Below are 23,266 nucleotides of genomic sequence, written 5' to 3'. Positions count from 1 at the left end.
GCCAGGCCGTTAGGCAGCTTCTGCTATCAGGACGTACAGGCCGACCCTATGCGGCTTCCGGCCCGCTTCGGTGGGGATATAGGTCCATTCGGTGACTATTCCCCACCCGTCGCGGCGCAAGCGGCGCACTGTCGATGGCGGATGGACTATGTCCAGATCCTTAGCGGCGGTGATGGTCGAGACGGGGCCCGCCCGCAAGGCGGCGACGAGCCTGGCGGCCTGTGCGTCGGCGGAGTGGTCGACAAGATCGGGAGCGGGTGCCACAATCCGTGCTGTCATGCTCATGACGTTTTGGTAATTGCCCTGGCGGAGTTGCAGCTCCGCTTCGGGTTTACCGTCTAGTTTCTCTCTCATACAAGCTCCAAGCGGCACGCCCCGAAGTTACGGAGCTGTTCCAGATCAGCCAGGCGAGCAATGCCCGGCAGGGACAGCCAGCCCAACACGGCGCCGGCCTTACCAATCAGTTTAATTTTCAACGTATCGGTGTTCACCGGGCGTTCTCCTTTGCCATCCGGTTCAGCCAGGCGCGCAGTTCCTCAACGAGGATCAGTCGGCGCTTGCCTGCCTTAAACGACACGAGATCGCCCCGGGCGATGGCTTCATAAACGGCGGAACGGGTGGTGCCGGACGCTCGTGCGGCCTCTTCAGGGCCTACGGCGAGGGGTTGCAGGGTTGCTAGTTGGCTCATCGTCTTCTCCAACTGGCCGAGTGATGGGTGGCCAGTGATTGCAATCGTAGAACGCATATCTGGTTTGTGCAAGCATATGCATTACGAAATGCAGTGGGACGATTGACAGTTAATGCATTCGCGTCCAGTCTTTGCGTTCAAAGGAGATATCATGGCCAGGCCAAAGAAAACAGCTGATCAGGCTTCGACAGTCAGCGTCTCGCTGCGAATCGATCCACGAATCAAATATGGAATTGATCTAGCCGCCCGCATCCAGAAGCGCACTGTTACTGGTGTGGTGGAGTGGGCTGTGCAGGAAGGGCTTCAGCGGATCGAGGCGCCTCTTTCCGTCCTGGCAAGGGAAGGCGACACACCATCCACCGTCGCTGCGCTGGTTGACGAGGAGCTTTGGTCTGCGGACGAGGCAGTCCGCTTTTTCCAGTTGGCTAGTAACTTCCCTGCACTTCTCACTTATGAAGAATCGCAACTCTGGGAAACTATTAAGCTGTCCCCGCCATTTTGGAACAGCCTTCCTAAGTCACCAGTCGATTGTTGCATGGAAAATGCTCAGCTTGAGGAGCTTTCCCGGTACTGGTGGTTGGTACAGGACATTGTGAGCGAGCGTAAGAGCGCCGAGGCTATCACTTATGCTGACTTAGGTGTCCCCACGGAAATACGGGACCTTCAAGCAAGCTCAGATCAGCTCTATCAAGAGCTCAAAGAGCTGCTGATTCAGAATCCTAAGGCGTCTGAAAAGTACGAAGAGCTTGCCCATGCTCAGCAACGGATAGTTATGGAGCTTCAGGCTTTGCAATCCCGGTTACGTATGGCCCAGGTTAAGCTAAAGGCCTATGAGGGCAGACCGCTCATCTAGCAAATCAAATCAACCGCAGCTGCCTTACTATCCGGGGCAAGGTGGGCATAGCGGAGCGTCATCTTGATATCCGTGTGCCCCAGCAGATCGCGCACTGTGTTCAGCGGTACGCCAGCCATCACTAGCCGCGATGCGAAGTCGTGGCGCATATCGTGCCAGCGGAAACCAACGATGCCGGCATTCTTCAGCAGCTCCAGCCAGGCTGTTTTCACGTCCGCCATAGGTTTGCCTTCTGCGCCTGGGAACACATAGCCCGTCCCGTTCCCTTGCTCCTTCCAGGCCTTGAGCGTAGCCAGCGCCTCGGCGTTTAGCGGGATATGCCGCGTCTCGCTGGTCTTCGCGCCTTCCCCAGCCACTGCCAGAGTCTTACCCTGCAGGTTCACGTCTTGCCATCGCAGATTGAATACCTCACCGCGGCGCATCCCCGTATTGAGCGATAGCAGAACCATAGGCTTGAGATGGTCGGTAAAGGCAACTTCCTGCAGGCTCGGCAGAAGCTTTCTGCGCCGCTCTAAGCGCCATTCGTTCGCACTGTTACGCTCCGCTCTGGCAATCCGCTCGCGTGCGTCTAGCGCGCCCCTGAGGGCCATACTTTCCTCTTTCGACAGGTAGCGGATGCGGCCGATCGAATCGACCTTTAGTTGTTTGACCTTCTCCAGGGGCGAGGCAGGCAGGTAGCCCCATTCCACGGCGCGGCTGAATACTCCGCTGATGCTGCCCATCTTGCGGTTCGCGGTGGCCGGCTTGTTGCTGCCGTTCAGCCAGGCGGTGCGGATCTGCTCGAGGTCGCGGCCGGTGATCTCATCGAGGCGGCGGTGCATGATCGGCTCGAAGCTGGTGTCAAGCGTGTGCAGCGTCTTCTCGTAGCCTTTGTGGTGGGCCTTGAACCACGGCATATAGTGGTCATCGATGAACTGGCGCAGGGTAGGGGTGCCAGCACCTCGCCGGCCTTGTGTGACGGCTAGCGGTTCGCCGTGCTTGCGTGCTTCGTTGAGGTACTGCAGCGCCTCTTCGCGGGCCTGCTCAAGCGTCAGGATGCCGACACGGCCGAGCGTCTTCTTGCGGCCGCGCGCCCAGGTCACGACGTACGACTTTGCCCCGGCAGCCGTCACGCGCACGAACAGGCCGGGCACGGTGGTATCGTGAACTTCGTATTCCCTGCCGGTGACTTCCAGGCTATTCAGTCGGCGTGCCGTCAGCTTCTCTCGCACGGTGTCCCCATGGGTGCCGTGTGGGTGCAAAAGTGACTATACGGGGCTAATTCACCGGATGCAACGGGACGATAAGTGACTGATTTTAAAGGTAAGTTCTTGATTTGGAAGAGGCCTGTTTGCCCCTCCTAAGGGGAAGGTTGTGAGTTCGAACCTCGCCTGGGACGCCAGCTTTATGCCTAAACGCCGATTGCAGCGCCGGCTCCGGTAGCTCCACAGCGAGGCGAGTTGCCCGCGACGGGCAATGGAATCCAGATCTGCTCCGCTCGGCCCCTTCGGCATCAATATGACGGAGGCCTCCGGTTTGTGTTCGTAGGGGATCCGCTAGAGGGTGAGGATAGCTGCTGACCATCGCTCGGCTATGCCGAACATATCATCTGGAGTCAGCTAAAGCGGCCTGCTTGGTCGCGTCGTGCTTCGCGCTGGAGCTGGTAGACAAATCGCTCTATCTGCCGCTGCGCCAGGCCGCTGATACGGTAGAAACGCATCCCGCAGAATGTTAAGTCGAGCTTCTCATCAAAAACCACATGCCGTAACTCGGCTGCGGTTGTGATGGTGCCGAAGGGCAGTTTGGCCGAAAGGTGTTCGTAGACTTGGCCTGCCTGCAGGCTATTTTGCAAGTTGCCTGGGAAACTAAGCTTGCAGCCGGTCGCCGACATGTCCAGTACTTTGCCTTCCAGAGGCCTCTTGACGGTTTGGCCGCTTAATTCCGCGGCAATGGGTTGCGCGCTTAGTGGAGCGCGGTACGCGTTGCGCCGCTGATGATAGAGAATCTGATCAGGTAGGGGGGTCCAGTAGCAGGGTGCGCCGTCCAGCTCGCTGAGGTGAGCCGGGTGGTCGTTATTCCAAGCGATGCGCACTCCCTCGTAGTATCCCTCAACCTGAAACGGCTCTGCCGAGGCGATCATGCGCTCGCCATCGCTAGGGATGAGTTCGTCGAATGCAATCCAGCCTTTTTCGCGATTTATCTCAACCAGATAGGTCTGATATCGCCGATTGCGCTCGGCGAAGCGGATCAGCAAAGGAATATGGTTATCCAGCAGGAGCCGCAGGTTCGCCTGGATCTCAACTGAGGTCTTGAGGATTTGAGGAGGCTGAGGACCTTCGTTCTCGGCGAAAGGATTGGACACTTAGCTTTGCTCTCCGGCATGTAACGACATCGGCTACATAGTAGCATTTCGCCTTTATTGGCTGAGTGTGTTTCAAGCTTGGCTGAGCGGGCGGTGATTCGCGCTTTTGGCGGCTGCGCCTCGACGGTCGTAAAGATCGGGAGTTTGATTGCTACCCTGCAATACCTGCAGCATGTTGCCGACAACGCTCTGGTTTGCACGGATTAGCTTGCCGTTGCGCTCGTTGGCATGTCGGCAAGCCTCAAGAGCGTTGTCGAGCTGTTCTGCCTGCGCAAGGATCTCTTCGCCTATTGCGGAGCCTGCGGCAAACGCCGCTAGGCCGTTCCGGTCGGCGCTAAATTGGGCCTTGGCAAGCGTCTGGCTGCGGAAGCTGCCGTGCTGGCCAAGCAGCGCTAGCAGCGCCTGCTTCTGCGTGAGCAGTTGTTCAAGGCCTGTTAGGTTGCGCTCGGCGAGTGCCTGATACTCAGCATCGGTAAGCTCAAGAAGCTTTAGAGCGGTGCCGATATCATCAATGAGCTGCTGAAGCACTTCGGTATCTTGCATAGTGGCCTCTAACGCGTTGACGCCTGGCTACCCTTTGCTACCAAGAATCAACGCTGGCTTTCGAATGCGAGCAGCTTCGATGCTACACGCTGGTTATCTACTTGGTAGCTGCCGTCGGCGATGGCCTGCTTGATCTGAGCGACGCGCTCCTGATCGACCGAAGGTTGCTGACTCAGCTTCTCCGTAGTTTGCTGAAGACGCTGCGCTTCCGGGCTCAGTTGGACGCTCTCGCCGGATGCTGCTGCGGTACCAGCGTTCTTCACTGCTTCAGTAGGCGCCTGCTGAGCGGGTGCCCGCTCGCTGTTCTGAACGCTACCGCTACGTCCGCTGTTGGGTGAATTGACGGCACTGTTGGGCCGGTTGAAATCGATAGCCATGATCGAAACCTCGAATAAGTCAGGACGCTTGCCTGCTTTTCGGCAAACCTACGAGAAACTTTAGTTTTTTTTCGTTGGGATGGCTGCGTCAGCGACTTATCGCCTACATCGCGACTTCTACCTGTCCGGGGCCGACGACGCGAGCTTTGACGGTGCGTCCGGATCGTTGATTTTTGACCCGGATCTGGCTGCCAAGTGCGCCGTCGGACAAAGCTTCTCCTGGCATTCTCACATTTATCGTCGAATTTTTCGCGCTGATTACCACCTGATCACCTTTGCGGATTACTTCTGCAGGTGAGACATAAGTAGGCGGAAGGACTTGGTCGGGCAGGGCGCTGCGAGTGAGTTTGTTCCCCAGAACTTGATCAAATGCCGTCAGGTAACCCTGGGTCAGCAGGCTGACGTCCCGCTCGGCGAGGGTGACGTCAGCCTGCTCAAGAATGCTTTCACGTGCCAGCGGCCGCCGGGCGACTATCACCTCCCGGAACAAATGGACCTGCGCGGGGACGAAAACGGACCAGGGCGATGAGCCTTCGCATCTGACCCGTACAGTCGTGCGGCCGACCGGCTGCGCCGGGCTTTCCAGCTTGGTCGTAAACGGGCGGTCGCAGGGCGCCAGGCGCAGGCGGGGATCCAGCCTGTTGATTTCGACCTCGTAGCGCGCCTGGATTTGGCTACGCTGCAAATAGTCAGTCACTTCACGCTCAAGAAACCCGCGGGTCGCGTCGATAAGCTGTTCAGGTCGTGTCACGCTTGCCGAGTCAGCTAACCGGCTCAGCCCGCACAAGGTTGGTATTAGGATTGCTAGGCAAAGCACCCTGCAAGGACGCCGGAAAAAAGTCATCTGTCTGCTCATGGCACGGCAGAAGCAAAGGGCGTGCCGTTAAGTCCAAACAACTGGCATCCGAACACTCATTTCGCAAGCAAGAGGAAATTGGCATGGCCGGTGTATTGGATTCGGTTAACCAGCGTACCCAGCTGGTGGGGCAGAATCGCCTGGAGTTGCTGTTATTCAGGCTGGAGGGCAAGCAGCTCTACGGCATAAACGTGTTTAAAGTGAAAGAGGTGTTGCAGTGCCCTCGGCTCACCGTCATGCCTCGGTCTAATCCGGTTGTGCGTGGGGTTGCGAACATCCGAGGCAGCACGCTTTCAATCCTCGATCTGTCGCTGGCCACCGGAAAGCCAGCGCTGCAAGACTTGCCCAACAGTTTCGCCATCATCGTGGAATACAACACCAAGGTGCTCGGGTTCCTGGTGCACTCGGTAGAGCGGATCGTCAATATGAATTGGGAGGATATCCTGCCGCCTCCCAAGGGTGTCGGGCATGATCATTACTTGACCGCCGTGACCCACCTCGATGGGCAAATGGTCGAGATTATCGACGTGGAAAAAGTACTGGCCGAGGTGGCGCCTGTTTCGGAGCAGCTATCGGTCAGCATCGCCGACGAGGAAACCAGTAGCAAGGCATCAGCTAGCCGGGTCCTGATTGTTGATGACTCCGCCGTCGCGCGAAAACAGATTATTCGTTGTCTACAAAATCTGGGAATCGAGGTGGTTGCACGCAACGATGGCCGCGAGGCGCTGGACTACCTTCGAGAGCTAGTGGCAGATGGGAAAAAACCATCCGAAGAATTCGTGATGATGATTTCCGATATTGAAATGCCGGAAATGGATGGCTATACGCTCACCACCGAGGTGCGTCAGGATCCCGTGATGCGAGACTTGCATATTCTGCTGCATACTTCGCTTTCCGGTGTGTTTAACCAGGGCATGGTCAAGCGAGTCGGCGCTGATGATTTTCTCGCCAAGTTTCAGGCGGACGATCTGGCCAATCGAGTGATAGAGCGAATCCGGGCTACGGATAAGAATTGAGGCGTGGTCCTCACAACATGACTGGTGGGCATAATTAGTGTCAGGTGATCCGGATTTCGATCAGTTCCGAATATTCCTCGAAAAGACGTGCGGCATCTTGCTGGGTAATAATAAGCAATACCTGGTTTCCAGCAGGCTGAACAAACTGATGGAGCAGCAAGGGCTCAAGAGCCTGGGTGATCTGGTCCGCAAGATTCAGGCTCATCCGCGTAGCGGCCTGCGGGAGCAAGTCGTGGACGCGATGACGACCAACGAAACGCTCTGGTTTCGCGATACCTATCCATTCGAGGTGCTCAAAAGTCGGGTTCTGCCTGAGCTACTGAAAAGCGCTGCAGGGCAGCGTTTGCGTGTGTGGTCAGCGGCCTGTTCATCGGGGCAGGAACCGTATTCATTGTCCATGACCATCGATGAATTCGAGCGAGCGAGCCCAAGCCAGCCGAAACCGGCCGTGCAGATCGTGGCTACCGAATTATCAGGGACCATGCTCGCGGCATCCAAGGCGGCCGAATATGACAGCCTCGCCATCGCGCGAGGCTTGTCCAGCGAGCGTCTACAGCGTTATTTCGACGTCAAGACACCTGGTCGTTGGGTAGTCAAACCGACTATTCGTAGCCGCGTTGAGTTTCGCGTTCAGAATTTGCTCGACAGTTATGCGGTGTTGGGAAAGTTCGATGTGGTGTTCTGTCGAAACGTCCTGATCTATTTCTCGGCCGATGTTAAGAAAGATATTCTCAAACGCATCCATGCGACTCTGAAGCCAGGCGGGTATTTGTTTCTCGGAGCATCCGAGGCGCTGAACGGGCTGCCCGAGTTGTATCAGATGGTTCAATGCAGCCCTGGCATCATCTATAAAGCGAAATAGCTCTGCCTATTTCCGTGGTGCCTGCCGCGAGGCGGCGGCAGAAATCTGTCGGTGACGAGTGAGAAGGCGGCAAAAGCTGGAAAAGGCTTGCCGCTTTTGACGCTAGGCTCGTAGGGTGTTTGATAAAAATCCTTATATATCAAATAGTTATTTTTATGGCACGGCCTTTGCTGACGGTTTGCTAAGCAGACCTGTATCCGGCAGAGGGCCAGATCATGACCATCAGTTTCGACAAGGCACTTGGCGTCCACGAGAAGGCGCTCGGCTTTCGCGCTCAGCGTGCCGAAGTGCTAGCGAACAATATCGCTAACGCCGACACGCCTAACTACAAAGCCCGCGACCTTGAGTTCGGCGCCGTTCTCGCTGCGCAGCACAGCAAGAATCAGGGCGGGTTCGGCGTCGCCGTGACCAGCAGCAAGCACATTGCTGCCGAAGGTATGGAAATTGCCGATCCGGGATTGCGGTTCCGCACCCCTGCACACGCCTCACTTGACCAGAACACTGTCGATGCACAGGTCGAACAAGCCGCCTATGCCGAGAACGCCATCGACTTCCAGGCAAGTTTCACCTTGCTCAATAGTAAGTTCAGGGGGCTCATGAGCGCCCTGCGCGGCGAATAAAAGGAGCGGATTCCATGTCCCTTAGTAGCGTATTCAACATTGCCGGCAGCGGCATGAGCGCCCAGAGCACTCGCCTGAACACCATATCGAGCAACATCGCTAACGCCGAAACGGTTTCTTCCAGCGTCGACCAGACCTACCGCGCGCGCCATCCGGTGTTCGCCACCATGCTTCAACAGGCCAACGGAGAGCCAAATCAATCACTCTTCGCTGAGCAGGACCAGGCGGGCGCAGGTGTTCAGGTGCTAGGCGTCGTTGAGGACCAGAGCGAGCTGCAAGCCCGTTATGAGCCCAACCATCCGGCTGCGAATGAAGAGGGGTATGTGTATTACCCGAACGTCAATGTCGTGGAGGAAATGGCCGACATGATTTCCGCGAGCCGCTCGTTTCAAACCAATGCCGAGCTGATGAATACGGCCAAGACCATGCTGCAGAAAGTTCTGACGCTGGGCCAGTAACCCCTTACGAGAGATAGCCATGAGCACGACAGGCGGCGTCAGCGGTACCGGTTCGGTACTCGACCAGTATCAAGTGAAGGATCGCGAGGTCAAAAGCAATGATCTCGGCAAGAATGAATTTCTCGAGCTGTTGGTCACTCAGCTGAACAACCAAAACCCGCTGGAGCCCCAGGAAAACGGTGAGTTCATCGCCCAACTGGCGCAGTTCAGCACCGTTGAGGGTGTGGAAAAGCTGAATTCAAGCATGGAAACCATGCTGTCCGGCTATCAGTCATCCCAGGCGCTTCAGGCATCTTCGCTGGTTGGTCGCAAAGTGATCGTGCCGACCGACAAAGCGGTTGTCGATACCAGTGAGACCTTCAAGGCCAGCCTGGTGCTGCCAACATCGAGCAGCAACGTTGCGGTCAATGTCTATGACAGCGCCGGTGCCGTGGTGAACCGGATCAACATGGGGCAGCAAGAGGCCGGCAACGTTTCGTTCATGTGGGACGGCAAGGACTCGAACGGCAAAACGTTGCCGCCGGGTACCTATAAATTCGAAGCACAAGCTACCTACCAAGGCGAGACCAAGGGGTTGTACACCATGCTTCCCGCCAACGTAGACAGCGTCACTCTAGGACAGAACGGCGGTGAGCTGATGCTCAATCTGGCCGGCGTCGGCAGCATTGGGCTGTCTCAAGTCCAGGTTATTGGTCAGTAACTACCGGCGTGCCCGGTAACAGGAGCAGTTCATGTCGTTCAACATCGGCCTCAGCGGCATGCGTGCCGCCAGTAAAGACCTCAACGTAACAGGTAACAACATCGCCAACGCCGGGACCGCGGGATTTAAGCAGTCGCGGGCGGAGTTTGCTGATGTGTATGCGGCCAATATGGGGGTGGGGAAAAACGCGGTTGGCAGTGGTGTACAGCTAGCGAACGTTTCCCAGCAGTTCAATCAGGGCAATATCAATTACACCCAGAACGCACTGGATCTGGCGATCAATGGCAACGGCTTCTTTCAAGTCAGCAATAACGGCGCACTGAGTTATACCCGAGCCGGCTATTTTGGTACGGACAAGGAAGGAAATCTGGTCGACAACTTCGGCTATAATCTCCAGGGATATTCGGTTGATGGCAACGGCAATCTTCAGACCGGTCAAGTGAGTGATCTGAAAATCCAGACTGTGAGCCAAGAGCCGAAGGCGACGACGAAAGTCACCCAAGGATTCAACCTCAATTCGACCAACGCGCAACCGGCGAACACACCGTTCGACCCTGCGGACCCGTTGAGTTACAACGCCTCAACGTCAACGAATATTTATGACGAGCAGGGTAATGCGCATGTGATGACGCAGTACTTTGTGAAGACGGCCTCGAATGAATGGGATATGCATGTCCTGATCAACGGCCGCAATCCGCAAGATCCAACCAATGCTGATCCTCTCGTCGCGACCACCCCAGATACCACCTCGCTGGTCTTTAATGCATCGGGCGCGTTGGTTTCGCCAGCGACCGGTACTACCGCTCTCGCTGCGTGGCAACCTGCCGTTGAGAACAGCGACGGCACCTGGTCGTTGAACAATGCGGCGCCTGCGGCTGGATTGGACCTGGCGCTGGATATGCGTGGCTCCACCCAATACGCCAGCTCCTTTGCCGTTAATAGTGTAAGCCAGGACGGCTACACCACAGGCGAGCTAGCCGGCCTGGAAATCAGCGAGACCGGCGAGATTTTCGCTCGCTACACCAATGGGCAATCCAAGGTCCAAGGACAGATCATCCTGGCCAACTTTGCCAACGTCCAAGGCTTGACCCCGGTCGGCAAAACTCAGTGGGTGCAGTCCTTTGAATCGGGTGAGCCGGTACGTAACCCGCCTGGCAGCGGTACATTGGGTGCCTTGCAAGCCGGCGCCCTGGAAGACTCCAACGTCGAGCTGTCGGACCAGCTTGTCAACCTCATCGTCGCACAGCGTAACTATCAGGCAAACGCCAAGACCATCGAAACTGAAAGTGCCATCACCCAGACGATTATCAATCTACGTTAATCCGAGGTAGCGACAGCGCTGTCGCCGCTCGTGGCGGGATTCTGCCGTCCCTCTCTTTATAAGGCCCTACGGGGCCTTCTCTTTTTCTGAATAAAACATACTGGAGATCAGTTAGTTAGGTTATCTCGATAGGATGGCATGGGCATTGCATTTCAGTCTCTACCAGACTAGCAAGTGTCAATTCCCGCGTCTCGGAGGTTCGATGGACAAGATGCTCTATGTGGCCATGACAGGGGCGAGCCAGAACGCTCGCGCTCAGCAGGCCCATGCCAACAACCTGGCGAATATCTCGACTACCGGATTCCGTCGTGACTTCGAACAGGCGCGGTCGATGCAGGTCTTCGGCGACAGTTTTCCGGCACGCGTCTATGCAATGACGGAACGACCCGGTACCGATTTCAGCGCCGGCACCTTGCAGGAAACGGGCAGGGATCTGGACGTGGCGGTCGAGGGTGATGGCTGGATTGCGGTGCAGGCACCTGATGGCAGCGAGGCTTATGCCCGTACCGGCAGTCTCAATATCGACACCTTAGGCATGCTCAGAACCGGCGATGGTTTGCCGGTGCTCGGCAATGCCGGGCCGATTGCCGTGCCGCCAGAGGAAAAAGTGGAAATCGGTGCCGATGGTTCCATCAGCATCCGGGCGCTTGGTGAGGATCCGAATGTGGTGGTTACGGTTGACCGCCTCAAACTGGTCAATCCCGATCCGAAGCAGTTGGAGAAAGGCACCGATGGGCTTATCCGAATGAAAGAAGGCCAGCCCGTCGAGGCCGATGCCGCGGTCCGCGTGACCTCGGGCTTTCTTGAGGCGAGCAACGTTAACGCGGTCGCAGAAATGACTTCGATGCTGGCGTTGTCCCGGCAATTCGAGCTTCACGTGAAGATGATGCGCACCGCCGAAGAAGACGGTGCCGCTGCGGCCCGAGTCTTGCAGATCAGCTAGTAAACAACGCGTCGCGCCCGAATACCGGCGTACGAGGAGAAGAATATGCTTCCAGCACTGTGGGTGAGTAAGACCGGTTTGTCCGCCCAGGACATGAACCTGACCACCATTTCCAACAACTTGGCCAACGTATCCACCACAGGCTTTAAGAAGGATCGTGCCGAGTTTCAGGATCTGCTGTATCAGATCCGCCGGCAACCGGGCGGTCAGTCCACTCAGGACAGCGAATTGCCCTCCGGGCTGCAGCTGGGTACCGGTGTGCGCATCGTCGGCACGCAAAAGCAGTTCACCGCGGGCAGTCTCCAGACCACCGAGCAGCCGCTCGACATGGCCATCAACGGCCGTGGCTTCTTTCAGGTTCTGCTGCCGGACGGTACCGTTTCCTATTCCCGTGACGGCAGTTTCCATCTGAACGCCGAAGGCCAGATCGTGACCTCCAATGGTTATGCATTGGAGCCGGCCATCGTTGTGCCGCCCGAGACCCAGACCTTCACCGTGGGTGAAGACGGCACCGTATCGGTGACCACGCTCGGTAATCCGGCGCCGCAGATCATCGGTAACTTGCAGACCGCCGATTTCGTCAACCCGGCCGGCCTTCAGGCCATGGGCAGCAACCTGTTTCTGGAAACCGCTGCGAGCGGTGCACCGCAGGTCAGCACCCCAGGCCTCAACGGACTTGGCACGGTACTGCAGAACACCCTGGAAAACTCCAACGTCAGCGTCGTCGAGGAGTTGGTGAACATGATCACCACCCAGCGCGCCTACGAGATGAACTCCAAAGTCATCTCCACGGCCGATCAGATGCTGTCCTTTGTCACCCAGCAGCTGTAACAGCTATCAGCCGCTGGATTGAGGTGAATATGCGTCGCTTGTTGAGTGTTCTCCCATTGATATCCGCCGTGGTCCTGACCGGCTGCATGGCGCCTGCGCCAAAGGCCAACGATCCTTACTATGCGCCGGTGCTGCCGCGCACGCCGCTGCCGGCTGCGCAGAATAACGGTGCTATCTATCAGGCGGGTTTCGAAACCAATCTCTATGACGACCGCAAGGCCTATCGGGTCGGTGACATCATCACCATCACGCTCAACGAAAGGACCCAGGCAAGCAAGAATTCCAATTCGAAAATCTCCAAGGACAGCAGCGCCAACATCGGGCTGGGATCCTTGTTCGGCGGTGCTGTTTCGATGGCCAACCCGCTCACCGGCAATGCCCTGAGTCTTGGCGCCGAGTACGACGCGGCGCGCGATACTTCCGGTTCCGGGCAGGCGGGGCAGAGCAATAGCCTGTCCGGTTCGATCACTGTCACGGTGTCCGATGTGCTGCCAAACGGGATTCTGGCCATTCGCGGCGAGAAATGGATGACGCTTAACACCGGCGATGAGCTGGTGCGCATCGCCGGGCTGGTACGCTCGGACGACATCGCCACCGACAACACCGTACCGTCGACGCGCATCGCAGATGCCCGCATCACCTATTCCGGTACCGGCGCCTTCGCCGATGCCAGCCAGCCCGGTTGGCTGGACCGTTTCTTCATCAGCCCGTTGTGGCCGTTTTAACAGGTGCCGGCAATGAAACTGTTCAGCTCGATCATCGTTGCCCTGCTGTGCCTGGTCGCCGTCCCGGCCCATGCCGAGCGGCTCAAGGACATCGCCACCATTCAAGGTGTGCGTAGCAACCAGTTGATCGGCTACGGTCTGGTGGTGGGTCTGAACGGCAGCGGCGACCAGACCACGCAGACACCGTTCACGGTGCAGACTTTCAATAACATGATGGCCCAGTTCGGCATCAAGGTGCCGGCGGGCGGCAACGTGCAGCTGAAAAACGTCGCGGCCGTGTCCATTCATGCGGATTTGCCGCCTTTCGCCAAACCGGGTCAGACCATCGACATCACCGTCTCGTCGATCGGTAATGCCAAGAGCTTGCGCGGCGGGAGCCTACTGATGGCGCCGCTCAAAGGTATCGACGGCAACGTCTATGCGATTGCTCAGGGCAATCTGGTAGTCGGTGGTTTTGATGCGGGCGGCGCGGATGGTTCGCGTATTACCGTCAATGTCCCATCTGCCGGGCGCATCCCCGGTGGTGCGACGGTCGAGCGGCCGGTGCCGAGCGCGTTCAATCAGGGTACGACCTTGACGATGAACCTCAATCGTCCGGATTTCACTACGGCGAAAAACATTGTCGACCATATCAACGAGCTGCTTGGCCCTGGCGTGGCCCAGGCGCTCGATGGCGGTTCGATCAGCATCACTGCACCGCTGGACCCGAGCCAACGCGTCGATTACCTGTCGATTCTGGAAAACCTGGAGGTCGATGTCGGCCAGGCGGTCGCCAAGGTGATCATCAACTCGCGTACCGGCACCATCGTCATCGGCCAGAACGTGCGTGTGCAACCTGCAGCGGTGACACATGGCAGCTTGACTGTGACGATTACTGAGGACCCGCAGGTGAGTCAGCCGAACCCGCTTGCGAACGGTGAAACCGTTGTCGTCCCGAACACCAATGTGAAGGTCGACCAGGAAGCCAAGCCGATGTTCAAGTTCGGCCCGGGCACCACGCTGGATGAAATCGTTCGAGCGGTGAATCAAGTGGGCGCAGCGCCTAGCGATCTGATGGCGATTCTCGAAGCGCTCAAACAAGCCGGTGCGCTGCAAGCCGACCTGATCGTGATCTGAGGAACGGGACATGGAAAATCGTCTGGGACAGGGTCGGCGTACGCCTGACAGCGGTAGCTACTCCGACCTGAATCGGCTTAATCAGCTGAAGGTGGGCAAGGATCGCGACGGTGCGGAGAACGTGCGCAAGGTCGCTCAGGAATTCGAGTCCTTGTTCATGAACGAGATGCTCAAGTCGATGCGTTCGGCCACCGAGGTCATATCCCAGGATAATCCGTTAAACAGCCAGGCCAGCAAGCAGTATCAGGACATGCACGACCAGCAACTTTCGGTCACCCTGTCCAAAGAGGGTGGAGGAATAGGGCTCGCTGATGTGCTGATTCGGCAGTTAAGCAAACAGCAGGAGTCCACCGAAAAGCCGAATCCGTTTGGCCAGGTGGCACGAGCGGAGGCTGCCAAGTCGTCGAGCGCTTCTCTCACCGCGGTCGGTAAAGCAGAGCCGGCTCGCAACGATGCTCAGCTGCTCAATCAGCGTCGTCTCGCAATCCCAGGCCGGCTGGCCGAGCGTGCTCAAGCGGAAGTGGCAACTGCAATTGCTCCGGTCGAGCAGATCAACCTCGCCGGCAAGGCACAGCCGTTGGTGAATATCGACTGGAAACCGGCTACCGCTTTCGCTGCGCCCCAGGACGCGCCATTGACCGTCAACGGTGTCGAAGCAATAGCTCCGAGCGCGCCGAGCAAGACACGCTTCAGCTCGCCGGAAGAATTTATAGCGGCCATGCTGCCCATGGCTGAAAAAGCCGCCAAGCGCCTCGGCGTCGAGCCGCGCTTCCTGGTCGCGCAGGCCGCGCTGGAAACTGGCTGGGGCAAGTCGATGATCAAGCAGAAGGACGGCAGCAACAGCCACAACCTGTTCGGTATCAAGTCGAATGGCTGGGATGGCGAATCCGCGCGGGTGAAAACCACCGAATACGTCAACGGCAAGCCCACCAAACAGATGGCGGGCTTCCGGGCTTACGACTCGTTTGAGCAAAGCTTCAACGACTACGTCCGGCTGCTGGAAAACAACGACCGCTACAAGCCTGCGATCCAGGTGGCTAGCACCTCGGGCGACTCCGAGCGTTTCGTCAACGAATTGCAGCGGGCCGGTTACGCAACTGACCCGCAATATGCGAACAAGATCAACCAGATCGCCCGCAAGGTGCAGACCTATCAAACTATTGCTGACGCCAGCGCGTCGCCCGCCGTGCGGACTAGAGGTTAATCATGGCTGACCTACTGAATATTGGCCTATCGGGGCTGAACGCGAGCAAGAGCCAGCTTTCCATTACCGGCCACAACATCAGCAACGTCAACACTCCCGGCTATAGTCGCCAGGATGCTCCCCAGGCAACCCGCACCCCCCAATTCAGTGGGGCGGGTTACGTTGGGTCGGGTACCACGCTGGTGGAAATCCGCCGGACCTACAGCGAGTTTCTGACCAGCCAGTTGCGCAGCAGCACCTCGCTGAGCAGCGATGTCGAAGCCTACAAGAGCCAAATCAATCAACTCGATTCCCTGCTGGCGGGCGCCACGACAGGGATCACACCGTCGCTGCAGAAGTTCTTTTCGGCGCTGCAAACGGCAGCGGAAGACCCTGCCAATATCCCGGCACGCCAATTGGTATTGGCGGAAGCTGAAGGATTAGCGCGTCGATTCAATACCGTTTCTGACCGCCTGACCGAACAGAACAACTTCACCAACAAGCAGATGGCGGCGGTCACCGATCAGGTCAACCGCCTTGCGGGCAACATCGGTAGCCTCAATCAGGCCATCGCGACCGCCTCCGCCAATGGTAAGCAGCCCAATGACTTGCTTGACGCTCGAGACGAGGCAGTGCGCGAGCTCTCTACCTACATTGGCGTGACGGTCGTCCCTCAGGATGACAACAGCTTCAATATCTCTGTAGGGACCGGCCAGCCGCTGGTGGTCGGTAATAAGGTCAGTCGCCTGGAGGTCGTTCCGGGTCAAAGCGACCCTAGTCGTCACGAAATCCAGTTCGTCAGTGGCGGATCGCGGCAGGGCATCACCTCTCAGATTAGCGGGGGTGAACTGGGCGGCCTGATTCGCTACCGCGAAGAGGTGCTGGATTCAACGATGAACTCGCTCGGCAGATTGGCGCTCGCCGTAAGCGACCAGGTTAACGCCCAGCAGGCTCAGGGACTTGATCTCAAGGGCGAAGTAGGCGCTGCGCTCTTCGGTAACTACAACGCTACTTCCTTAATGGATCTGCGTGCAACGCCCTTCGGCGGAAACGCCTCCGCCGCAGATGCCTCGCTGAGGATCACTGATACCAGCAGTCTGACCATCAGCGATTATCGTCTGGAGTTCGACGGCACCAACTACACCGCGCGGCGTATGAGTGATTCCGCCAGTATCGCTGTCACCTCCAATCCCGGCACTCCTCCTTACCTGAGTTTCGCCGACAATGCGGGTAAGGATCAGGGGTTTACTGTCGAAATCAGCGGCACGCCGCAGGCCGGGGATAAGTTCTCGCTGCAACCGACAAGGCGTGGCGCGACCGACATCAAAACCGTTTTGGATCAGGCTGATCAGCTCGCATTCGCCGCGCCTGTAAGGGCGCAAAGCAATCTGCAGAACGCTGGCACTGGGGTAATCAGTCAGCCGGACACCGTCGAGTCGGTAGATATGGATTCGCTAAAAGCAGCGCTTTCCAGTGATATCACCTTGACCTACAACGACGGGTCCCCTCCGACAGTCACCGGTACGGGCGTCACGCAGGTAAGTCCAACCGTATTTACTCCTGGCCAGACGAATGAACTAGCCATCGAAATCGATGGGCGCAGCTTTACCTTCACAGTAAGCGGCCGTCCCCAGAGCGGCGATACCTTTACCGTCGGCTTCAACCAGAATGGCGTTTCGGATAATCGCAATGCACTGAAAATGGTTGATCTGCAAACCCGTCAGACAATTGGCGTAGACGCGGGTGTACCGGGTTCAGGAAACAGCTTTACCGATGGTTACGGTGAGCTGGTTGAGCGAGTTGGGACCTTAACGGCCCAGGCACGAATGGATAGCGACGCAACTGGCGCGATCCTCAAGCAGGCTACCGATAACCGGGACTCGCTGTCAGCGGTCAACCTGGACGAAGAGGCGGCGAACCTGATCAAGTTTGAGCAGTACTACAACGCCTCGGCACAGATCATTCAAGTTGCTCGCTCGTTGTTCGATACATTGATCAGTACCTTTAGGTAACAGGCCCGCCCATGCGTATCTCGACCTTGCAAGCCTTTAATAATGGCGTTAATGGCATACAGCGAAACTATGCCAACGCAACGCGGACCCAAGAGCAGATCAGTACCGGGAACCGCATTCTCACGCCAGCAGACGACCCGGTCGCCTCGGTACGCCTGCTGCAGCTCGAGCAACAGCAGAACGTGCTGAGTCAGTACAACTCCAACCTGACGGCGGCTAAGAACAGTCTGACTCAGGAAGAGGTGACGCTGAATTCGGTCAATACAGTGCTACAGCGTGTGCGCGAACTGGCCGTGCAAGCGGGCAACGGTGCGCTGGATCCGCAGGATCGGAAGGCTATTGCTGCCGAGCTTGGCGAGCGGGAGGATGAACTTCTATCGCTAATGAATACCCGCAATGCACGCGGTGAGTATCTGTTTTCGGGGTTCCAGGGGAAAACCCAGCCGTTCGTTCGAGGCACGGATGGGACCTACAACTACGCTGGCGATGAAGGGCAGCGAAAGCTGCAAGTGGCCAGCTCGCTCAACATTCCCGTCAGCGACAACGGCAAGTCAATATTCGAGAGCGTAATTAACGCTGGCCGTTTGCAGACCACATTCGACCGCACGCTCACGCCTGGCTCAACACTTGGTGTCTCCGCTCCGCTAATCCAGGACGAAGTCGCTTTCGCAGGTAACCCACCGTTTCCGGCCGCAGGCATTGGCGTTCGCTTTACCTCCGATACGGAGTACGTAGTCTATGATCTCTCTGCCCCGCCTGCAGATCCGTCTGATCCTTCCGATCCGCTAATTCTTGCCTCAGGCAAGTTGGACAGTGACCCAGACCGGAGCGACGAGCTGGTGTTCCGTGGTGTCGCCTTGCAGCTAGATGGTACCGCCGTCGGTGGTGAGAGCATCGAAGTCACCCTGACCCCAGACTCGAACAAGCAGGGTCTGCTCAATACCGTCGCTAGTCTAAGAAAAGTACTAGAGGAGCCTGGAACAATCGATGGCGAAGTACGCGACGCCGTCGCTGTCGCGCTTACCAACCTCGACCACGGCATGGTCAGCGTCGATGCTGCACGCGGCAATATCGGTGCCCGTTTGAACGTTATTGAAACCACGCAAACCGACAATGAAGATGTCGCGCTGGTCAACAAAGGCGTCCAGGCTGAGCTGCGCGAGCTGGATTACGCCGAGGCATTGTCCCGGCTATCCTTGCAGACGGTTGTACTCGAGGCTGCGCAGCAGAGTTACGTGAAGATTGCGGGCCTGAGCTTGTTTAATGTCATGCGTTGATCTGGCCAGCGGGGCGTAGATCACAGAATGATGGTCCGGATTTGACTTGCCATTGTCACGGCTTAGAGTGTCCGGGCGGCGCATGGAGTACCGCGTCGTTAATCCACCACTCATAGGGATGTGAACAATGATTAAGTCTTTTCTCTCCGCAGCCATCTTCGCGCTAGTCGCGAGCGTTTCCATTGGCAGCTACGCGGCTAAAGCTGAGCCTGCTCAATCAGTGCAAGTCGCGGTAGCCCAAACTGGAGCAATCAATCTCAATACGGCCGATGCCGAGACCTTGACTCGTGAGCTCAAGGGGATCGGTGCAGCAAAGGCAAAGGCTATCGTCGCGTATCGTGAAACTAATGGTCCATTCGGCTCGATTGATGAGCTCTTGGAAGTCAAAGGGATCGGTGCCGCAACGTTAGAAAAGAACCGAGCCAAGCTCAGCTTGAACTGATAGGCGAATCACCCCCAGAAGCCGGTCTCTTGACCGGCTTTTTTGTTTGGATATTCCCTACGCGTACCGCTTCGATGGCTTTGGTAGTGTGCGGCTACCTTTTTTAGCCACGTAAGGACACGAATATAATCCCACCTGAACGCCAAAGGCCGGAGCATGTCTTTATTAGATCGATCAGCTGGCGTTGCCCACCCCTCATCAAGCCAAAATCGCCTTAAAAAAGCGTTGACATGTTACGGTTATGCACATTCTTTAAATCGTAACCTGCCGGTTCAGCTCATAAGGTTATGTAATCCGCTGGACATTCTTAAGTTGCTGATTTAAAAGGGATTTCGCTCGCTGAGCAAAAACTCGTCGATCTGTTTGTAGGCCGCACCAGACGGGCGTTTGAGGCAGCCATCCAGAATTTGTTCACAAGGTTATCCACAGGAACTGTGGATAACCGTTCGGCCCTTTGTATGGCACGGCTTTGAGCGGGAGGTATCGATGAAAGCACCTTGGAAATTCCTCAAATACCTACCAATGGCACAGCGGGTGCTTGCTCGTGGACGGTTACCGGTAGTGCTTCTTGCTGTCGCGCGTAAGCGCTCGGCGCGAGGAGGGCTCATCAAGGGATTGCGAGAGGATCTTGGCCTGCTTCAGGCGTTGTGCGTGGCTTGGTGGCGGGGAGAGTACCGGGCTATCAGCAAGCCCGCGCTGGTCGCTGCGGTGGCTGGTCTGCTGTACTTCCTATCACCGATGGATGCCATCCCGGACTGGATACCCGGTCTGGGTTTCATCGACGATCTAGCGGTACTCGGGTGGGTAATGCGCAAGTGGTCCGGCGAGCTGCAGGCCTTCCGGACTTGGAAGGACAGCCAATCGGCTGATGTTCAGGCCGATATGGACCGCTTACCATCGGCAGATGAGCCGATGGCGGACGGCGTTAGCCAGGCGCGCAGCAGTCAAACATAGGAAACGGCAGCTAGGATTAATCCTTTTGTGTGGTTTAGGCGTCGCTGACGCTTTCACTCTTAAGTGCGGCTTCTTAGGCTAAAAAACCGCTCTCAGGCTGTTAAGATCCGCTTACATTCACGGAACAATGAGTGGAATAGCGGATGAGTATTCAGGTCATCATGCGTGACGGCGTGCCAGAGTATGCCGTGCTGCCTTGGGATGAATATCAGGCTTTGCTGAATGCGAGCGCTCAACGCGTTGCTGTCTCGGCCGGATCCGATGCTTCGGTCGCTCTGCCCAGGTTCAGTGAACTGTCTGAGATGCGCGAAGCCAAGGGTATAAGTCGGGAAACGTTGGCGCGTTCCGTAGGCATCAGTCCTTCCTATCTGGTCCTTATCGAAAACGGTGAACGCGATCCCGGTGAGGCCATACGCCGCTCGCTGGCGCGCGCGATGGAGATTGAAGGATGGGAGCAGGAAGCTTGAAAGACGCCGCGTCGTCAATTCGCATTAGTCGGCCGCATTGGCAGGCGTTATTGGCTGAATTGACCGAAGCCCGACGCCAGCGGCATCTGGTGACCTATCGCGCCCTGGTGGAGCGGCTCCAGCTTCCACCGCCCGCCATGCAGACATTGACGGCTGCGTTAGAACATCTGGCGGCGCTGGATGCACGTGCTGAGCGGCCATTGCGCAGTGCTCTGGTGATCAGCCAAGGAGCCAGCCGATTGCCCAGAACGGGGTTTTTTGAATGTGCTACCCGTCTTGGGCGCTTCTCTGGCCCAGCGGACGGAGCAGCTGCCGCTTCCTGGCATGCAGGCGAAGTTGCCCGGGTATTCGAGTTTGATTATCCGGAGGTGCCCTGATGCTGCAGACAGTTCGGGCGAAAGCTGGCTATTGGACCGCTCGTAAACTGTTGGGCATGCGCTGGGCTGTGCAGCAGCCGAAGTTATGGCGCTGGATGGAAGGCCAGTTTTCTCGCATGGCCGCTATTGGCGACCGGAAGGCGCAAAGCTTTTACGGTCACATCCTGCTTTTTCGAGGTCAGGGATACGGTGCAAAGCAGGAGGGCATCCGCTTGCTGCGTTTAGCTGCCGAGGGTGGCGATGGCAAAGCCGCCTATCAAATGGGTGTTATCAGTCTTGGCGAAGATGCCAATCATGGTCCGGACGGCGCCCAGGCGGCACGGTGGTGGAAGATGGCTGCCGACGCAGGGCATCCGTTGGCGGCGACTCGTCTGGCTCAGCTCTATACTGCCGGGGGTTATGGGTTGGTCCCCGATCGGCAGCAGGCTGAGCGTTACAAAGCGGACGCCGCCAAGCTCGGACTTTGATCTACACCCAGCCTCTGTTCAACGTCAATCGTGTATAGGCTGAACCCCGCGTCTTGTTTGGCCTGACGCTTGGCTTCGGAGGCCAGGCTGGCAAGGCGCGCCGCGTCGAGTTCAGTGGTCGAGTCAGGCTTAAGGTGAACGGCACCGACCGAAAGCGAGAGCAGGGGATAGCGTTGCTGGCCACCTTGCCGACCCTCTGCAATAAAGCACCCCTCAATGAGATGCTCGGTGCGGTAGAACGACCGACAACGTTGCTCGAATGTTTCGAATAGCTGCTTGATCCTCGCTGACCAATCTTTCGAACTGATCACCAGCATGAAGTCGTCTCCGCCGATATGGCCGACGAAATCACAACTCGAATCGATTTGCTCACCGAGACAGTGAGCGAGACACAGCAGGATTTCGTCACCCTTGGCGTAACCGTAAAGGTCGTTGAAAGGCTTGAAGTGATCGATGTCCACGTAGCAGATCACCGCCTCGCGGCCCTGTCGTAGTAGGCGCGTCAAGCATTGCTGAATCGGCACATTGCCCGGCAGCAAGGTCAACGGGTTCGCATGGCGTGCCTGTTGGACTTTCAGTTCGGTAATCAGCCGGAGTACATCGATCACCCGTCCGAGCCCGTGATAACGGCCGTTGCAGGTGATGACAAAATCTTCGTCGATGCGCTGCCGGGCTCGACTGGTCAATAGTCGGCTGACTTGTTGCAGAGATTGGCCAAGCTCCACGGCGAGGAAGTCATTGCTCATCAGCCTGCTGATGGGTTTACGCGCCATTAGGTCGGTTGCAAAGGGCTTTAGCAGCGCGTCGGATAACAGGCTCCGATGAACAACCCCGATGGGCATGTTCATGGCATCGAGCACGGCGATGGTGTTCAGATTGACCTGCAGGCGGAATAGCTCCAGTACATCCACTATCGGATGCGAGGTGGTTACCGCGGATTGCTTCATGACTAGTACCGATAAGTCGGGATGGGTCTCGTCAGAGGTCTCGTCGCGATTGTCAACGGCAGGTAGAAGGACCGCGGCATCCGTGGCCGGTAGCTCTTCTGGCCGGCCGAGCAGATAGCCCTGCACCAGATCTATGCCCATGTCGGACAGGACTCGGAATTCCTCAACCAGCTCGATGCCTTCTGCGACGACCTGCGCACGCGAGGCTCTGGCGATTTTCATGATCGACTCGACGAATTCCCGTTTGATGGCGTCCCGGTGAATACCGTCTACGAAGTAGCGGTCTATTTTGACGTAATCGGGGCGCAGCTCCGACCACATGCGCAGGCTGGAATAGCCGGCGCCGAGATCATCCAAGGCGATTGAGAACCCCATGTTGCGGTAGTGATGCAAAGCGGCATCGAGCAGTTCGAAGTCGTCGGTGGGGGTCTGCTCGGTAAGTTCGATCACGACTCGGTCGGCCGGAATGCGGTATTTCTGCAGCAGCTCCAGCGTGCGACCCGGCTTGTGGGTTGCGTCCAGCAAGGTTTCCGGCGATGCGTTGAGGAATAACTTGCCCTGCAACTGTAGCTGACTATAGCGGCGGCACGCATTTTCGCGGCAGATCATCTCCAGCTCATTGAGCCGACCCGCGTGCCGAGCCGCAGCGAGAAGGTTGATGGGGGAGTGCAGGGCCGTATTGGACGGGCCGCGTGTTAGTGCTTCGTAGCCAAGGATGCGTCGCTCGGAAAGCGAGACGATCGGCTGAAAAAGGCTGGTGATGTCGCCGTGAGCAAGGATGCTAGCTAGTGTGCTCAACTGCTCGGTGACGGTCATGGTGGTCTCGTGGTGGCCGTTGAAATGCGAAGGGCCGCACAAATGGCGGCCCTCCGTATTTCACGACGCAATGA

General features: G+C 57.4%; 28 protein-coding genes. 19 read left to right on the top strand and 9 right to left on the bottom strand.

What is annotated here, in order from left to right; genetic code table 11:
* Window positions 1-9: 9 nt before the first annotated feature.
* Genes H3028_RS00770 through H3028_RS00760 form a run of 3 tightly spaced genes read right to left on the bottom strand, consistent with a single transcriptional unit; the run spans window position 10 to window position 688 of the window.
* Window positions 10-354 carry a helix-turn-helix domain-containing protein gene (locus H3028_RS00770; RefSeq protein WP_258237657.1) on the bottom strand — a complete coding sequence of 115 codons (345 nt, stop codon included), beginning with the start codon at window positions 352-354 and terminating at the stop codon, window positions 10-12.
* A complete protein-coding gene (locus H3028_RS00765) occupies window positions 351-491 on the bottom strand; it encodes a hypothetical protein (RefSeq protein ID WP_181295985.1) in 141 nt (46 codons plus the stop codon). The genes H3028_RS00770 and H3028_RS00765 overlap by 4 nt, the downstream gene beginning before the upstream one ends.
* Complete coding sequence (locus H3028_RS00760) at window positions 488-688, bottom strand: helix-turn-helix domain-containing protein (protein WP_021208502.1); 201 nt, start codon at window positions 686-688, stop codon at window positions 488-490. The genes H3028_RS00765 and H3028_RS00760 overlap by 4 nt, the downstream gene beginning before the upstream one ends.
* A gap of 151 nt (window positions 689-839) precedes the next feature.
* On the opposite strand from H3028_RS00760, the gene H3028_RS00755 reads away from it, so the two are divergent.
* The gene (locus H3028_RS00755) at window positions 840-1,541 is read left to right on the top strand and encodes a hypothetical protein (RefSeq protein WP_181295175.1); all 702 of its coding nucleotides are present in this window, start codon (window positions 840-842) and stop codon (window positions 1,539-1,541) included.
* Here H3028_RS00755 and H3028_RS00750 read toward each other — a convergent pair.
* The 5 genes from H3028_RS00750 to flgA all read right to left on the bottom strand — a co-directional run bounded on the left by H3028_RS00750 (window position 1,538) and on the right by flgA (window position 5,646).
* Entirely contained in the window at window positions 1,538-2,752 is a 1,215-nt protein-coding gene (locus H3028_RS00750) for a site-specific integrase (RefSeq protein WP_181295174.1), read from the bottom strand. The two genes, H3028_RS00755 and H3028_RS00750, sit on opposite strands and share 4 nt — an antisense overlap.
* A gap of 383 nt (window positions 2,753-3,135) precedes the next feature.
* The gene (locus tag H3028_RS00745) at window positions 3,136-3,882 is read right to left on the bottom strand and encodes a flagellar brake protein (RefSeq protein ID WP_181295173.1); all 747 of its coding nucleotides are present in this window, start codon (window positions 3,880-3,882) and stop codon (window positions 3,136-3,138) included.
* Window positions 3,883-3,954: 72 nt separating this feature from the next.
* A complete protein-coding gene (locus tag H3028_RS00740) occupies window positions 3,955-4,425 on the bottom strand; it encodes a flagella synthesis protein FlgN (RefSeq protein WP_181295172.1) in 471 nt (156 codons plus the stop codon).
* Between the two features lie 47 nt (window positions 4,426-4,472).
* Window positions 4,473-4,802: a flagellar biosynthesis anti-sigma factor FlgM gene (gene flgM / locus H3028_RS00735; RefSeq protein WP_181295171.1), complete on the bottom strand. Its 330-nt coding sequence runs from the start codon at window positions 4,800-4,802 to the stop codon at window positions 4,473-4,475.
* 103 nt (window positions 4,803-4,905) lie between these two features.
* Window positions 4,906-5,646 carry a flagellar basal body P-ring formation chaperone FlgA gene (flgA, locus tag H3028_RS00730; protein ID WP_181295170.1) on the bottom strand — a complete coding sequence of 247 codons (741 nt, stop codon included), beginning with the start codon at window positions 5,644-5,646 and terminating at the stop codon, window positions 4,906-4,908.
* Between the two features lie 95 nt (window positions 5,647-5,741).
* Here flgA and H3028_RS00725 point away from each other — a divergent pair, with 95 nt between their 5' ends.
* The 18 genes from H3028_RS00725 to H3028_RS00640 all read left to right on the top strand — a co-directional run bounded on the left by H3028_RS00725 (window position 5,742) and on the right by H3028_RS00640 (window position 21,429).
* On the top strand, window positions 5,742-6,674 hold the full coding sequence (locus H3028_RS00725; protein WP_181295169.1) for a chemotaxis protein CheV: 933 nt from the start codon (window positions 5,742-5,744) through the stop codon (window positions 6,672-6,674).
* Between the two features lie 37 nt (window positions 6,675-6,711).
* Window positions 6,712-7,536 carry a protein-glutamate O-methyltransferase CheR gene (cheR, locus tag H3028_RS00720; RefSeq protein ID WP_181295168.1) on the top strand — a complete coding sequence of 275 codons (825 nt, stop codon included), beginning with the start codon at window positions 6,712-6,714 and terminating at the stop codon, window positions 7,534-7,536.
* Window positions 7,537-7,751: 215 nt separating this feature from the next.
* Entirely contained in the window at window positions 7,752-8,156 is a 405-nt protein-coding gene (gene flgB, locus H3028_RS00715; protein WP_181295167.1) for a flagellar basal body rod protein FlgB, read from the top strand.
* A gap of 14 nt (window positions 8,157-8,170) precedes the next feature.
* Window positions 8,171-8,614: a flagellar basal body rod protein FlgC gene (gene flgC, locus H3028_RS00710; RefSeq protein ID WP_168424655.1), complete on the top strand. Its 444-nt coding sequence runs from the start codon at window positions 8,171-8,173 to the stop codon at window positions 8,612-8,614.
* 19 nt (window positions 8,615-8,633) lie between these two features.
* Window positions 8,634-9,314 carry a flagellar hook assembly protein FlgD gene (flgD, locus tag H3028_RS00705; RefSeq protein ID WP_181295166.1) on the top strand — a complete coding sequence of 227 codons (681 nt, stop codon included), beginning with the start codon at window positions 8,634-8,636 and terminating at the stop codon, window positions 9,312-9,314.
* A gap of 31 nt (window positions 9,315-9,345) precedes the next feature.
* Window positions 9,346-10,635, top strand: a complete 1,290-nt coding sequence (gene flgE, locus H3028_RS00700; protein WP_181295165.1) for a flagellar hook protein FlgE — start codon at window positions 9,346-9,348, stop codon at window positions 10,633-10,635.
* Window positions 10,636-10,837: 202 nt separating this feature from the next.
* Window positions 10,838-11,578: a flagellar basal-body rod protein FlgF gene (gene flgF / locus H3028_RS00695; protein ID WP_181295164.1), complete on the top strand. Its 741-nt coding sequence runs from the start codon at window positions 10,838-10,840 to the stop codon at window positions 11,576-11,578.
* A 45-nt stretch (window positions 11,579-11,623) separates the two neighbouring features.
* Window positions 11,624-12,409 (top strand): flagellar basal-body rod protein FlgG, encoded by a 786-nt coding sequence (flgG, locus tag H3028_RS00690; protein ID WP_045426038.1) that lies wholly within the window; start codon window positions 11,624-11,626, stop codon window positions 12,407-12,409.
* A 29-nt stretch (window positions 12,410-12,438) separates the two neighbouring features.
* Window positions 12,439-13,134 (top strand): flagellar basal body L-ring protein FlgH, encoded by a 696-nt coding sequence (gene flgH, locus H3028_RS00685; protein ID WP_181295163.1) that lies wholly within the window; start codon window positions 12,439-12,441, stop codon window positions 13,132-13,134.
* Window positions 13,135-13,146: 12 nt separating this feature from the next.
* Window positions 13,147-14,250: a flagellar basal body P-ring protein FlgI gene (locus tag H3028_RS00680; RefSeq protein ID WP_181295162.1), complete on the top strand. Its 1,104-nt coding sequence runs from the start codon at window positions 13,147-13,149 to the stop codon at window positions 14,248-14,250.
* Window positions 14,251-14,260: 10 nt separating this feature from the next.
* The gene (flgJ, locus tag H3028_RS00675) at window positions 14,261-15,454 is read left to right on the top strand and encodes a flagellar assembly peptidoglycan hydrolase FlgJ (RefSeq protein ID WP_181295161.1); all 1,194 of its coding nucleotides are present in this window, start codon (window positions 14,261-14,263) and stop codon (window positions 15,452-15,454) included.
* Window positions 15,455-15,456: 2 nt separating this feature from the next.
* Complete coding sequence (gene flgK, locus H3028_RS00670) at window positions 15,457-17,445, top strand: flagellar hook-associated protein FlgK (RefSeq protein ID WP_181295160.1); 1,989 nt, start codon at window positions 15,457-15,459, stop codon at window positions 17,443-17,445.
* An 11-nt stretch (window positions 17,446-17,456) separates the two neighbouring features.
* Window positions 17,457-18,722, top strand: coding sequence for a flagellar hook-associated protein FlgL (gene flgL / locus H3028_RS00665; protein ID WP_181295159.1), 1,266 nt, complete (start codon window positions 17,457-17,459; stop codon window positions 18,720-18,722).
* 127 nt (window positions 18,723-18,849) lie between these two features.
* Complete coding sequence (locus H3028_RS00660; RefSeq protein ID WP_181295158.1) at window positions 18,850-19,164, top strand: ComEA family DNA-binding protein; 315 nt, start codon at window positions 18,850-18,852, stop codon at window positions 19,162-19,164.
* A 486-nt stretch (window positions 19,165-19,650) separates the two neighbouring features.
* Window positions 19,651-20,118 carry a YkvA family protein gene (locus H3028_RS00655; RefSeq protein ID WP_181295157.1) on the top strand — a complete coding sequence of 156 codons (468 nt, stop codon included), beginning with the start codon at window positions 19,651-19,653 and terminating at the stop codon, window positions 20,116-20,118.
* Window positions 20,119-20,261: 143 nt separating this feature from the next.
* A complete protein-coding gene (locus H3028_RS00650; protein WP_181295156.1) occupies window positions 20,262-20,585 on the top strand; it encodes a helix-turn-helix transcriptional regulator in 324 nt (107 codons plus the stop codon).
* Complete coding sequence (locus tag H3028_RS00645; protein WP_375154385.1) at window positions 20,582-20,962, top strand: hypothetical protein; 381 nt, start codon at window positions 20,582-20,584, stop codon at window positions 20,960-20,962. Before H3028_RS00650 ends, H3028_RS00645 begins: the two co-directional genes overlap by 4 nt.
* Window positions 20,962-21,429, top strand: a complete 468-nt coding sequence (locus H3028_RS00640) for an SEL1-like repeat protein (RefSeq protein ID WP_181295154.1) — start codon at window positions 20,962-20,964, stop codon at window positions 21,427-21,429. The genes H3028_RS00645 and H3028_RS00640 overlap by 1 nt, the downstream gene beginning before the upstream one ends.
* Here the strand turns inward: H3028_RS00640 and H3028_RS00635 are convergent.
* Window positions 21,396-23,192, bottom strand: coding sequence for a bifunctional diguanylate cyclase/phosphodiesterase (locus H3028_RS00635; protein WP_181295153.1), 1,797 nt, complete (start codon window positions 23,190-23,192; stop codon window positions 21,396-21,398). The genes H3028_RS00640 and H3028_RS00635 overlap by 34 nt on opposite strands.
* Window positions 23,193-23,266 lie beyond the last annotated feature (74 nt).

Origin of the sequence: Pseudomonas sp. Q2-TVG4-2 (genome assembly GCF_013620795.1) — a bacterium.
Classification (GTDB): Bacteria; Pseudomonadota; Gammaproteobacteria; order Pseudomonadales; family Pseudomonadaceae; genus Stutzerimonas.
The sequence above is the reverse complement of the archived record's forward strand: the minus strand, read 5'-3'. Positions and strand labels throughout refer to the sequence as shown.